This is a genomic window from Gardnerella vaginalis, from assembly GCF_040427915.1.
Lineage (GTDB): Bacteria > Actinomycetota > Actinomycetes > Actinomycetales > Bifidobacteriaceae > Bifidobacterium > Bifidobacterium vaginale_C.
The window spans coordinates 965,346-978,134 of the sequence record NZ_JBETXJ010000002.1; the positions used below are offsets into that span (position 1 = coordinate 965,346).

General features: G+C 40.9%; 10 protein-coding genes. 8 read left to right on the top strand and 2 right to left on the bottom strand.

Features of this window, described 5'->3' with window-relative positions; genetic code table 11:
* Nucleotides 1–80 precede the first annotated feature (80 nt).
* Both hrpA and ABVC65_RS03905 read right to left on the bottom strand, forming a co-directional pair.
* Nucleotides 81–4,148: an ATP-dependent RNA helicase HrpA gene (hrpA, locus tag ABVC65_RS03900; protein WP_353582643.1), complete on the bottom strand. Its 4,068-nt coding sequence runs from the start codon at nt 4,146–4,148 to the stop codon at nt 81–83.
* A 28-nt stretch (nt 4,149–4,176) separates the two neighbouring features.
* Nucleotides 4,177–4,878, bottom strand: a complete 702-nt coding sequence (locus ABVC65_RS03905; protein ID WP_020761723.1) for a class I SAM-dependent methyltransferase — start codon at nt 4,876–4,878, stop codon at nt 4,177–4,179.
* Nucleotides 4,879–5,047: 169 nt separating this feature from the next.
* Between ABVC65_RS03905 and hflX the strand changes: the two genes are divergently transcribed.
* The 8 genes from hflX to ABVC65_RS03945 all read left to right on the top strand — a co-directional run bounded on the left by hflX (nt 5,048) and on the right by ABVC65_RS03945 (nt 12,772).
* Nucleotides 5,048–6,517 (top strand): GTPase HflX, encoded by a 1,470-nt coding sequence (gene hflX, locus ABVC65_RS03910; RefSeq protein ID WP_032838927.1) that lies wholly within the window; start codon nt 5,048–5,050, stop codon nt 6,515–6,517.
* 133 nt (nt 6,518–6,650) lie between these two features.
* Nucleotides 6,651–7,613 (top strand): L-lactate dehydrogenase, encoded by a 963-nt coding sequence (locus tag ABVC65_RS03915; protein ID WP_004112440.1) that lies wholly within the window; start codon nt 6,651–6,653, stop codon nt 7,611–7,613.
* Between the two features lie 158 nt (nt 7,614–7,771).
* Nucleotides 7,772–9,118 (top strand): SufS family cysteine desulfurase, encoded by a 1,347-nt coding sequence (locus ABVC65_RS03920; RefSeq protein ID WP_353582644.1) that lies wholly within the window; start codon nt 7,772–7,774, stop codon nt 9,116–9,118.
* 66 nt (nt 9,119–9,184) lie between these two features.
* The gene (gene sufU, locus ABVC65_RS03925) at nt 9,185–9,832 is read left to right on the top strand and encodes a Fe-S cluster assembly sulfur transfer protein SufU (RefSeq protein ID WP_020761148.1); all 648 of its coding nucleotides are present in this window, start codon (nt 9,185–9,187) and stop codon (nt 9,830–9,832) included.
* 33 nt (nt 9,833–9,865) lie between these two features.
* Nucleotides 9,866–10,342 (top strand): metal-sulfur cluster assembly factor, encoded by a 477-nt coding sequence (locus tag ABVC65_RS03930; protein WP_004122133.1) that lies wholly within the window; start codon nt 9,866–9,868, stop codon nt 10,340–10,342.
* Nucleotides 10,343–10,355: 13 nt separating this feature from the next.
* On the top strand, nt 10,356–11,018 hold the full coding sequence (locus ABVC65_RS03935) for a hypothetical protein (protein WP_004124857.1): 663 nt from the start codon (nt 10,356–10,358) through the stop codon (nt 11,016–11,018).
* Between the two features lie 280 nt (nt 11,019–11,298).
* On the top strand, nt 11,299–11,925 hold the full coding sequence (locus ABVC65_RS03940; RefSeq protein ID WP_004124866.1) for a type IV toxin-antitoxin system AbiEi family antitoxin domain-containing protein: 627 nt from the start codon (nt 11,299–11,301) through the stop codon (nt 11,923–11,925).
* A 187-nt stretch (nt 11,926–12,112) separates the two neighbouring features.
* Nucleotides 12,113–12,772 (top strand): DUF3800 domain-containing protein, encoded by a 660-nt coding sequence (locus tag ABVC65_RS03945; RefSeq protein WP_016828863.1) that lies wholly within the window; start codon nt 12,113–12,115, stop codon nt 12,770–12,772.
* The last annotated feature ends 17 nt before the right edge of the window (nt 12,773–12,789 follow it).

Here is a 12,789-nt window from a genome sequence, read left to right on the forward strand (position 1 = left end):
AGTCATCTTTGGCTGAGTGGATAGTGGCCACTTTTTTGTAGTCTTATGCCGCGCATTTTTACACTAACATAGTTTTTACGCTAACATAGTTTTTTCATACGCTGAATACTAATCGGGTATGCTGTTCCAAGTTCTTGTGCCCAAAGAGAAACGTAGAATTCTTCGCACATCCACTTTAGTTTTTGAGCTTTTTCTTGAGCTTCATCTCTATTAGGTCCAGCAGGCAAGCTTTCTGCTCTATTTTGAGCTTCTAGCACAAGCTTATGAGCTTCATCTGCTTGCCAAGCCCATCGTACATCTCTATCCTTATTTGTTTTAGCTTTATCAAGTCTAATTAAATCAGCATGCAAGTAGCGTTCTATTGAACTAAGTGCGCTAGAATCTGCTTTTGCAATAAATCCAGGAAAAACAAGTGAGGCTGCGTGTTCTCTAATCGATTGAAGAACGCTAAGCATTGGCAAGTCGGCTTTGCCGCCAACAGCAGTGCTAACTTTAGCAAAACGCTTCAAAATAGCAATCACATCGTGCGCAATACCATAAACTGTGTCTTCGTATACTTCGGCAATATTTCCAACAGCTTCTTTAAGCTCAACATCGTTAGTAATTTTTTGCGTATTTGGTATAAGTCGCTTAATAGCTGCCATTTGCAAATCTTGGGCCAAATCTTTAGAAGACTTATAAGGTGCAGAAGCAAGTATCAGAGCCTCACTTCCGAGCCATCTAGATGTAATACGTTTATCATCTAAAATAAGCATATTGAGCGCGCCCTGCCAAACCATTTGAGATCTAGAAAGATTAGTTGCACCAGACTTGTGTAACAAATCTGCTCTCTCAACAACATTTCCAGCTTGTGCAGCTTTAATCGCTTTGCTATTAACAACATTTAATGCACACTCTTGAGCTGATTTTGCAAAGCGATGCTGAAGACTTATTAGCGATTTATCTGTTCCTAAAACAGTAGGCTTAATGCGCTTTTTGCTTTGATTATGGGAATTGTTTGATTTATTTTGATTAGCTTTCTTTTGCTCAACGCTAAAAGTTATGCGCAAATAAGGAGATAGCCGTTGCAACTGTTCATCGCTTAAAACTTCTGGGTGGATTTGTGCTCCAACAACACTAATCGCAGCTTTAGTAAAGACTTCGCTAAAATCTTGCCAAATAAAATCTTCTTGTGGATTTTCGTTTATTCCTGGAAGATAGTCATAATTGTCATCTATCCACTCACGGATTTTACGAGCAGTATCTGGAGCTGGAACGAATTGTACTCGCAAAGTCTTAGGAAGAGACTTAATCATGCCAATAATAAGCTCGTCTAATAAGCCTGGCACATTCCAAGTAAACTCTTGAGGCTTAAGTCGCAAAAGCGCATGAAGTGGAACGTGCACAGTTACACCATCTAAAGGATCATGCGGATCATAAATGTAGCTTAAACGCAAGTTGATTTTCTGACCGTCTGTTCCAATCGTATGCCAAGTGTCGGGGTAGTCTGCCAAATCAGTGTCATTTGCGTATTGCAAGCGCTCAACACAATCTGGGTTAAAATCAAGAAAATGCGGGTCTTGGAGCCTGTAATTTTTCCACCATTTAGCTAAATCTGCAATAGTCGTAGCTTCTTGAGGGAGTTTATTATCGTAAAAAGTAAACAAATCCTCGTCGTTTACAGTTTCGCTCGCTTGCCTAGTGCGATTTGTTTGATTATCGGCATCGTTTAAAATGTTAATATTTGAGGAGATAAAATCGTTGAATGGAAAACGCTGCTGAACGTTTCCTTCGACTAAGCCTTGACGAATCATTAACATTCGAGATTCGTAAGGGTTGATTTTAGACCATTGAACAGTGCGATTTTGCACAATAGGCAAGCCGTACAAAAGCACCTTCGATTGGGCGATTGCCGCACCTTTGCTTGCGCTCCAATGAGCATCTGAATATGTTACGCGAGTAAGATTCTTAGCTAAGGACTCTGCCCAAGCAGGGTCTATTTGCGCGCAATACCTTGCCCAAAGTCTAGAAGTTTCAACTAATTCCGTACACATAATCCAAGAAGGAGTTGTTTTAGAAACAGATGAAGCTGGAAAGATTGCAAACCTTGTGCTTCTAGCACCCTGATAATCGTTTTTTGCCATTTTTTGAGCACGCTTAATAGCGCGAATTTTGGCTGTTCCGCGAAGACCTGCAAAATCCGAAGCCTTAGGCTCGCGAATAACTTGCATGCCAATCATAGAAAGCAAACCAGAAAGCATAGAAGCGTGGATTCCTTGATAATCCCAAGTGCAGCAAAGACTGTGAGCAGCTTGCTGATTATTTGGTAATTGGCGGATTTGCAAAGGTGCGCGCTTAAGTGGCAATGCTTCGCCAACATTATAATGAAGTTCTTTGCATAGATCTTTAAGCTGATTAACTAAATCTTTCCACTGTTTTAGGCGTAAAAAGTGGAAAAATTCCTCTTTGCAAAGTCGCCTTAGCGCGTTATTGCTTATTTCGCCATCCGCTTGGAATATGCGATCCCAAATATTCAATGCCGTTAAAAAGTCACTTAACTCGTCTGCATAACGATTGTGTAATCTATCTGCTTCATCGCGTTTATCTTCCGGACGTTCGCGAGGATCTTGCAAACTCAAAAACGCCACAATTACCAGCACAGCAGCAAGAGTATTAGGAGTGGTTTTACGCGCAGCTTCAATAATCATGCGTCCAAGGCGAATGTCAATCGGTAGTTTAGAAAGCTCGCGTCCAATATGAGTTAAAGTGATGAAGCCTGATTTTCTGCTTATTGCACCAAGCTCACTAAGCTCGTTAAAGCCGTTGCTTACAGCCTTAATATCTGGAGGATCAATGAATCCAAAATTCGTTATATCTTCGCCAGTTTTAGCAACACCAACAGAGAGCATGTGTAAAACAACAGCGCCGAGTGAAGTGCGTAAAATCTCGGGGTCGGTAAAGCGCGGGCGAGTTTCGTAATCTTCCCTAGAATACAAGCGAATAGCGATGCCATCTGCAATTCGCCCACAACGACCAGAGCGCTGATCTGCACTTGCTTGAGAAATAGGTTCTATAGGAAGACGCTGAACTTTAGCAGACTTAGAATATCTAGAAATTCTAGCAAAACCAGGGTCTACAACGTAGCGAATCGAAGGCACTGTAAGAGAAGTTTCTGCAACATTAGTGGCGATTACAATGCGCTGATGCGTGTGGTGTTCAAAAACGCGATGCTGGTCTTTAGAAGAAAGACGTGCAAAAAGTGGAACAATCTCAATGGCGTCACTACGATTCATGTCGCTTGCACGCGCACCGAAATAAGAACGCAACGATGCTTCAAATTCTCGAATATCGCGCTCGCCAGAAGCAAAAACCATAATATCGCGCGCGCCTTGAGTGTGGTTTGAATGAATCACAAGTTGAGCACATGCACGAGTTACAGCAGAAGCAATGTCTTCGTCGCAAATATCGCCGCTTTCCGAAAGACTTTGGCTTTGCGCAACGCTTTCATCATCCATAGCAATATCGGCAAAACCTGGAACGTGCCTCATAAGTGAAGGCGCGCTTCCAAGCGGCTCGTAAAGTACGCGCACGGGGTATGTTCGCCCCGAAACCTCTATAACAGGCACCTTAATGTGCAGCGCTTGCTCAAAATGGTCTTTAAATTTTGCAGAATCTATTGTTGCAGAAGTAATAATAAGTTTTAAGTCTTTGCGCTTTGGCAAAAGAGTTGTTAAATATCCAAGCAAAAAATCAATATTTAGGCTACGCTCGTGAGCTTCATCAATGATAATAGTGTCATAGCGTGTAAGAAGTGGATCGCGTTGAATTTGAGCGAGTAGAATACCATCCGTAACTATGCGAAGCTTTGTTTTAGATGAGCTTTCGTCGTTAAAACGCACCTGATAGCCGATTTCTTCGCCAAGCTTAACACCCATTTCGCTTGCGATTCGTTCGGCAACTGTGCGTGCAGCAAGTCGTCGAGGTTGTGTGTGAACAATTTGCTTTCCTCGACCACCTCTGCCAAGTTCCAAAGCCATTTTTGGGATTTGAGTGGTTTTGCCAGAACCAGTTTGACCAGATACGATTATAACCTGCGACTCTTTAATGGCTTCAATAATCTGGTCGTGTGCAGCACAAATCGGCAGTTCACTAGGATAGTCAAAGTTCATATTCAATCCTGTTAAATTTTGCTAAATCTTATTTTCTTAAGACTTCTATAATCCTGTATCCCTTAGAGCTTGCGTATTTTTCAACGCTAAAATCTTCCCCAAGAGTTTTAGAAAGCCAAGTGATTAAGGAATCGGAGCCAAGATTTTTTTGAACAACTAAATAAGCAGCTCCACCAACTTTTAGGCGAGGAAGCCAGGTGATCAAAATATTGTGCAAAACGTCTTTTCCAACGCGGATTGGAGGATTAGACCAAATGAGATCAATGTCTTTTAGTGCATCTTCTTTTAATGCATCTTCTACAAGATAAGTGTGAATGTTGTTTAATCCAGCATTCTTGGCATTAATACCAGTAAGATCTAGAGCACGTTCATTAACATCTACAGCATAAATTTGCGCATTAGGGGATTCAAAACCTAAAGCCAAACTAATAGCACCCCATCCGCAACCGATATCGAAAAATCGCCCATTTTCTGGAGGCTGTGGAGCGTGTTTAAGTAGAACTGCAGTGCCTAAATCAAGTTTAGAAGAGCTAAAAACTCCATTAGAAACCTGCACGCTAACCTCGTGACCGCGCAAAACAACATGCAAAGTTCGTCTTAAGTCTAAAGAGTTTGGATTAGCGGAAAAATACTGTTCGCCGCCAGTTTTAGCTTCTTTAGTATTTTTGTTTGTTTTAGTAGCATTAATGCTGCTCGTCTTTTTAGTTTTATTAAAAGTGTTAATAGCCATTTTAGTGTTGCGTTAAAAATTATGTCTTCTAGATTCACAATAATAAAACAAACGTTGTAAATCGTGTATTAACAGGGGATTTAGCGTTAGTAGTTAAAGCAAAATAGCAAAGGGCATAGTTTTGGTAGATACTTTAGCAAACAGCAATTTGGCGAGTGGTGATAATAATATGCCTGAGCATAAAAATGAGCATAAAGACGTTCTTTCAGGACATTCCGAAGTACTACTAGATTCCACAAACACTGGATCAAGCTTAGAGAGTAACGATGAAGCTTGGCAAGAGCGAGAATCAAGAAACGCCTTAAAACGAGTTGCGGGTCTTGGAGAATTACAAGACGTAACCGAAGTAGAATACAGAAAACTAAGACTAGAGCGCGTTGTTTTAGTAGGAGTATGGTCTAGCGCTCGCGGAACTTTAAGCCAAGCAGAAGAGTCCCTTAGAGAGTTGGCGGCGCTTGCTAAAACAGCTGGCGCAGTAGTATGCGACGGCATGTTGCAGCAAAGATACAGACCAGATGCAGCAACGTATGTTGGTTCTGGAAAAGCGCGTGAACTTGCAGCGGTTGTGGCGCAAAATGATGCGGATACGATTGTGGTAGACGACGATCTTCCACCAAGCCAGAGAAGAGCTTTGGAAGATGCCACTAAAGTCAAGGTTGTAGACAGAACGGCTGTTATTCTAGACATTTTCGCTCAGCATGCAACAAGTAGGGAAGGAAAGGCACAAGTTGAGCTTGCTCAGCTTCAATACATGCTTCCGCGACTTAGAGGTTGGGGTGCTGCTCTTTCTAGGCAGGCTGGCGGTCGCGCTGCAGGAGACGCAGGAATAGGCTCTAGAGGTCCTGGCGAAACAAAAATCGAGATGGATAGGCGCGCAATTAGGAATCGAATTTCAAAATTGCGTCACGACATTGAGCAAATGGCACCAACTCGAGAAACAAAGCGTGGCTCTAGGCGTCGCCAAGATATTCCAACTGTTGCAGTAGTAGGGTATACAAATGCTGGAAAATCTTCGATTATAAATAGGCTTACAGGATCTAAAGAACTTGTAGAAAACGCGCTTTTTGCAACTTTGGATACTGCTGTTCGAAAATCTTTAACTAAAGATGGTCGCGCTTATACACTTGTAGACACTGTTGGCTTTGTTCGAAGGCTGCCGACTCAGCTAGTAGAAGCGTTTAAATCAACTTTGGAAGAAGTTGGTAATGCAGATGTAATTTTGCACGTTGTTGACGGTTCTCACCCAGACCCTGTTTCTCAAATTGAGGCAGTTAACGAGGTTTTAGCTCAAATTGACGGTGTGGAAGATATAGCGCAAATTATTGCTTTTAATAAGTCGGATGTTATGCAAGAACCAATGCGTTTACGCTTGCAATCGTTGTATCCTGATTCTTTAATTGTGTCTGCTGCAAGTGGAACAAATATTGACCGTTTAAGAACGCGTATAGAAAATTTGTTACCTTCACCACATGTTCATGTTAAAGTTACATTGCCTTATAGTGATTATTCTGGATCTTTGCTATCTAGAGTTAGGGAAAACGGTATTGTAAAATCGGCGGAATATAAGGATTCTGGTGTAGAATTAGATGCTTTTGTTGGCGATTCTTTGGCTGCAAAACTTATGCAAATTGCACTTTAAACAAAATTCCGGTGGTGTGATTAAAGTAAAAACTGTTTATACACATATAGCTCTTAATGTGAGAGCAGCCCTTGTATTTTTCTATTTATAAGTTATAAGGGTCGACTCGGTTTGTGGAAAAGGGGTTTTTCTAATGGTGAGTTCTCAGGTTAAGCCAACTAAGCTTGCGATTATTGGTGCTGGTGCAGTAGGTTCCACGCTTGCGTTTGCTGCAGCTCAGCGCGGTGTTGCTCGTGAAATTGTGCTTGAGGATATCGCTAAGGAACGTGTTGAAGCGGAAGTGCTCGATATGCAGCATGGTTCTAGCTTCTATCCAGCCGTTTCTATTGATGGCTCAGATGACGTTGAAATCTGCCGTGACGCAGACATGGTTGTTATTACTGCTGGTGCTCGTCAAAAGCCTGGTCAGACTCGCTTGGAGCTTGCAGGTGCAACCATCAACATTATGAAGTCGATTATTCCTAATGTTGTGAAGGTCGCTCCAAACGCTATCTACATGCTTATTACAAATCCTGTGGATGTTGTTACGCATGTTTCTATGAAGCTTTCTGGTCTTCCTGCTAATCAAATGTTTGGATCTGGTACAAACCTTGATTCTGCACGTTTGCGCTTCCTTATTGCGCAGCAAACTGGTGTGAATGTTAAGAATGTTCACGCTTATATTGCTGGCGAACATGGCGATTCCGAAGTTCCTCTTTGGGCTTCTGCAACTATTGGTGGTGTTCCAATGTGCGAGTGGAACGCTCTTCCAGGTCATGAGCCATTGGATGAAGCTAAGCGCGAAGAGATTCATCAAGAAGTTAAGAACGCAGCTTACAAGATTATTAACGGTAAGGGCGCTACAAACTACGCTATCGCTATGTCTGGTGTTGATATTGTTGAAGCCGTTCTTCGCGATACTAACCGCATTTTGCCAGTATCTTCTCTTCTTGACGATTTCCATGGAATCTCAGACGTCTGCATGTCCGTTCCAACTTTGTTGAACCGTAATGGCGTAAACTCTCGCTTGAACACTCCAGTTTCGGATCGCGAGCTTGCTGCTTTGAAGCGTTCTGCGGAAACTCTTCGTCAGGCTGCTGCAGAGTTTGGATTCTAATTAATATTAGCTGTTCATAAAACGCTAATTATTAAAATTTAAATTTTGAAAGTCGTTCCTTCAATCTTTGTTTTGGGGGAGCGACTTTTAAATTATGAATAAGATTTATAAAATTTGATTGTATAGGTTGTATAAATTTGCTTAAAAGGGGATTTTGAATGTTTAATCATAAAAATCTTGAGACAGATACTGTGTTAATGCACAAGTTTGAAGATTTGAGATCTCAATTTCCAATTTTAAGTCGCAAAGTACATTCAAAACCCTTGATTTACTTAGATTCTGCAGCTACTGCTCAAAAGCCGCAGGTTGTAATCGATGCAGAGAGCGAATTTTATAAGACTATTAATGCTGGCGTGCATAGGGGGGCGCACGAGTTGGCGGCGCTTTCGACAGTTGCCTTTGAAGAAGCGCGTGCAAAAGTTGCAAAACTCGTTGGTGCTTGTAGTGAAGAAGGAAACGAAGAGATTATTGTTACGCCTGGTGCTACTGGCGCTCTAAATCTTCTTGCCACTTCTATTGGAAATGCCACGATTAACGCTAGATTAAATCGCACTGGTTTTGCGGAAGATAACTTAACTTTGCGCCAGCATTTTGTGATTAATGAGGGAGATAATATCGTTGTTTCTCGCGCAGACCATCATTCCGTTTTATTGCCATTCCAAGAGCTTGCGATTCGATCGGGTGCGGAACTTCGCTGGATTGATGTAACTGAAGATGGTCGAGTGCGGGCAGACGCGGATTATTTGAGAACTATTATTGATGAGCGTACGAAAATCGTTGCAGTTACGCATATTAGCAACGTTACTGGCGCTATTACGGATGTTTCGCCGATTTGCGAGCGTGCGCATGAGGTTGGGGCGATTTTTGTTCTTGATGCGTGCCAGTCCGTTCCGCATATTCCAGTTGATCTTCACGCGCTAGATGTTGATTTTGCAGCTTTTAGCGCGCATAAAATGTATGGTCCTACGGGTGTTGGGTTCTTGTATGGTCGTCGTGAGTTTCTTCAAGCTCTTCCACCAGCCAATTTTGGCGGTTCAATGGTAGAGCTTGCGTGGCTTAACAAGCCGGCGCAATACATGGATGCACCTTATCGTTTTGAGGCAGGAACTCAGCCAGTTGCGCAAATGGTTGCGGCAGGAGTGGCAGCGGATTGGCTGCGCGCGTTGGGCATGAACCGAGTTGCAGAGCACGAGCAGGAACTTGCTGCAGAATTGTTGAAATTACAGGATGTTCCAGGAGTTCGCGTGCTTGGGCCGCTTGATTTAAACAACCGTATTGCAACGGTCTCTTTTGAGGTTGAAGGAGTGCATCCGCATGACGTTGGACAGTTTTTGGATGCGCAAGGAATTGCGATTCGCGTTGGACATCATTGCGCTCAGCCGATTCATCGTCATTTTGGCTTGTATGCTTCAAATCGCGCATCTGTTGGAGTTTATAACACAATCGAAGAAGCTCGCGCGTTTGTTGAAGCAGTTTCTCACGTTCGCGCATACTTTGGCGCATAGTATTGTCAAATAGAATTCAAATAGAATTCAAATAAAATATTGTTTAATAACAAATAAGGAGAGCATATGTTTGATATGAGTGTTGATGACGGTAGCGGTTTAGAAAGCATGTATCAAGAAGTGATTTTAGATGCTGCTAGAAATCCGCACGGAAAAACACATTTTTCAAACACAGAAAGTCTTTCTAAAGCAGAAGAGCAGGAAGAGAAAGTTGAGGAGGCTTCGGATAAGTCGCCAGCAACCGATGAGTTTAAAAACGATTCTAATATAACAATTACAAATCATCATGAAAATTGTGCTGTAGAAGCTAATAAAGATTATGCATTAGGAAAATCTCATCAATTTAACCCAACTTGTGGAGATGAGGTTACGATGCATGTGGAACTCGCTAAAAATGCTGACAATTCAAGCAATGCGCTTGTTAAAAGTATTAAGTGGGATGGCCATGGTTGCTCAATTTCGCAAGCTAGTATTTCGATTATGGTTGATTTAGTTGAGGGAAAAACTGTTGAGGATGCATTGCGATTGGCTGCGCTTTTCCACAAACTTATGGAATCTAGGGGAGCAGGATTAGAAAACGAGCAAGACGAAGATGAGTTGGAAGATGCAATGGTTTTTCAAGGCGTTTCTAAATATCCAATGCGAATCAAGTGCGCATTGCTTGCATGGGAAGGATTAAAAGACGGTATTGCAAAGGCTATTGAGGCTTTATAAAATCGTAGTGTAACACTAAAAATAAGGAATATTATGGCAGAAAATCAGGCTCAATCTCAAATCGACGTAAATAGCATCGGTCGCGTAACTGAGGAAGACATTCAGGATGCTTTGCATGATGTTGTAGACCCAGAGCTTGGAATTGACGTAGTGGATTTAGGTTTGGTCTACGGGATTGAAATTGACGAGCTTGGACGTGCGATTATTACGATGACGCTTACAACGCCTGCTTGTCCTCTTACAGATTTGATTGAAGACGAATGTGCGAGTGCGCTGGTTGGACTTGTAGACGAATTTAGGATTGATTGGACTTGGAAACCGCGTTGGAGTGTTGAAAATATTACGGAAGATGGGCGCGCGCAGCTTGAGGCACTTGGTTATAATTTGAACAATTTGCCTGCTAGCTTTGGTTCTGGAATTGGTGTTGGAGCAGGTGTTGGAGCAGGTGTTGGAACAGGTATCGGGGCTGCTTCTTCCATAGATGTTGGTGGAATATCACCAACTATGTGAATTAAGGCTTTTAATGATTAACATAGAAGATTTTTCGCATGATTATGATGATCGTAATAATTGTGACGATTATTGCGATTTATGCGCGCAAAAAATTATTGAAAACGGCATAACAGATGTTGTTTTTGACTTGCATCTTCTTGTTGATTGGGATGCGCGCCGCACTTTGGAATCAGATTACCCAGATTATATTGGCGAGGTGCTGTTTAGCTATGAGTCAGAATGGGGTTTTGAGTTTCACGAGGCTTTGCGTGAAGCAGGATGGAGCATTGAACGCGCGCTTGAATCGTTTAGCGAGCATCATGGTCCTGCCGTAACTTGGCTTTATCGATTGTATTTTGAGAATTTTTCACACGGATTTTTAGGGGAGCGAACGCGTTTTGCGGCTGTTTCTCGCGATTTGATTGCAACAGGTGTGCGCGTTTGGGCGTTGGGAAATGCTTCGCAAGACTGGATTGATTGCGCGCGTGAAACTTGCCCAATACTTGGCGAGATAAATGGCGTTAGTGCATCTTACGAATCTCATTTACGCAAGCCGAATATTATGATTTATCGAGATTTTTTGAGCAAAAATGGTTTGCGTGCATCTTCTACTGTTTTTGTTGAATCTGATTTGCGTAGCCTAAAAACTGCGCAAAGAATTGACCGTGCATCTGCAAAACTATTCACACTGTAATAAAACTATTCACGCTATAGTTGCCTCAACATTTGTAAATATTTATCAATAGTTATCTGAATTTGTCAATGTTTGTCAATGTTTGCCAACACTGTCAATACTTGACTTATAAACATTTGTTATTTTTTACGTTTTTCAGTCATAAATAATCACCTATATGCAACTTTTTAGCTGTATTTACTTGCAATTGTGCGTTATTTATATAATAATAAAGCACAAAAGCAAGTTTTTTATAAGCGTTTATTATCTATAAATTGATAATTCTTTAATAGGTTGGTATGTGACGGTGAAAGTAAAGTCGGATAAAAAGAGAACAAATATTAGTGAAATTAAAAGAATTGTTAAGAAAAATAACGGTATTATCACGGCAAAAGAAGTTTCTTCCGCAGGAATTGACTCTTGGTATCTAACTAGCATGGTCAAAAATAATGATTTGGAAAGAGTTGCGCGCGGCGTGTATTTCGATAGCAATTCAAATAATTATGATGAACTTTATTTTTTCCAGCTTCGTAATAAAGCTTGCATATGTTCTTACCAAACTGCCTTGTATTTGCATAATCTTACAGATCGCATGCCGTTTATAAACGAAGTTACGGTATGTCAGGGATATAACACGTGGCGCATAAAAAATGATGTTGAAGTGCATCAAATTAAAAAAGAATGGTATAAAATTGGTATCACTCAAGTGCGTACGGTTATTGGTAATTATGTGATGGTTTATGATATGGAGCGCACTATCTGCGATTTGGTTAGGAATCGTAGGCGTCAGGATTCAGAGATATTTGTTAAGGCTTTGCGTGCGTATGTGAGAAATCCTAAGAAAAATGTACATAGATTGCGCGAATATGCCAAAAAATTTGGTATTCTTCGGCAAGTTGACGATATTTTGGAGATTCTCGATGAATAACAGTAGTAATAAAAGTATTGCAATTAGAGATAGTGTTACGCGGCGTTTGCGTAATGCACAAAAGCAGTGTCAGTGAGCGTAAAAACCAGCATGAAAGTGTGCGATAACCCGATTAAAACTGCGAAAGCTATTTTAAATTCATAAATTCATAATCTACAATTCATGTACATTTTGTATAGTTTAATTTATGTTTGCTTATATAGACGATTCTGGTGACTCTGGGTTTAAATACAACAGAGGTTCAACTAGGTATGTCGTGATAGCAGCATGTATTTTCGATACTATTGAAGATATTACTCATACTTGGCAGTTGATTGAAACAGCAAGATGTGAGGAACAAAATGGAGAATTCTTTCATAGGTATGATCGCGAATTTAAATATAATAAAACGCACCCTAAGCTTAAAGACGTGTTTTTTGATCGCATGAAATCAGCTAATTATCACGTACGAGTAATTATTGCAGATAAAACTAAAATTCGTAGTAAAAATTTATTAAGTAAACCTAAGCTACTAAAAAGTTATATGATACGTCAACTTTTTACGCACACATTTGGAGCGGTCAGGGAATGTGTTTTGTATATTGATGGGCAGGATACTCGCGCTTTTTCTATTCCTGATACAGATTATCTAATGAATATAGTTAATAAAATATGTCCAGGAACATTACGCAAGGTTAATTTTGTTGATTCAAAAACAAATCCAATGATTCAATTGGCGGATATGACCGCTGGAGCTATTCATGCAAAATTAGAAACTGGCAATCCAAAAGCATTAGCGCATTTTAATACTTTTGCTTATAGAACTGATAAGCCGTTGGGAACGTATTGGATGTTTACAGATGACTAAATACTTTGTTGTTTGGC

Excerpts from the sequence above, each read along its gene's own strand:
- hrpA (WP_353582643.1), bottom strand. The coding sequence starts at position 4,148 with ATGAACTTTGACTATCCTAGTGAACTGCCGATTTGTGCTGCACACGAC.
- ABVC65_RS03905 (WP_020761723.1), bottom strand. The coding sequence starts at position 4,878 with ATGGCTATTAACACTTTTAATAAAACTAAAAAGACGAGCAGCATTAAT.
- hflX (WP_032838927.1), top strand. The coding sequence starts at position 5,048 with ATGCCTGAGCATAAAAATGAGCATAAAGACGTTCTTTCAGGACATTCC.
- ABVC65_RS03915 (WP_004112440.1), top strand. The coding sequence starts at position 6,651 with ATGGTGAGTTCTCAGGTTAAGCCAACTAAGCTTGCGATTATTGGTGCT.
- ABVC65_RS03920 (WP_353582644.1), top strand. The coding sequence starts at position 7,772 with ATGTTTAATCATAAAAATCTTGAGACAGATACTGTGTTAATGCACAAG.
- sufU (WP_020761148.1), top strand. The coding sequence starts at position 9,185 with ATGTTTGATATGAGTGTTGATGACGGTAGCGGTTTAGAAAGCATGTAT.
- ABVC65_RS03930 (WP_004122133.1), top strand. The coding sequence starts at position 9,866 with ATGGCAGAAAATCAGGCTCAATCTCAAATCGACGTAAATAGCATCGGT.
- ABVC65_RS03935 (WP_004124857.1), top strand. The coding sequence starts at position 10,356 with ATGATTAACATAGAAGATTTTTCGCATGATTATGATGATCGTAATAAT.
- ABVC65_RS03945 (WP_016828863.1), top strand. The coding sequence starts at position 12,113 with ATGTTTGCTTATATAGACGATTCTGGTGACTCTGGGTTTAAATACAAC.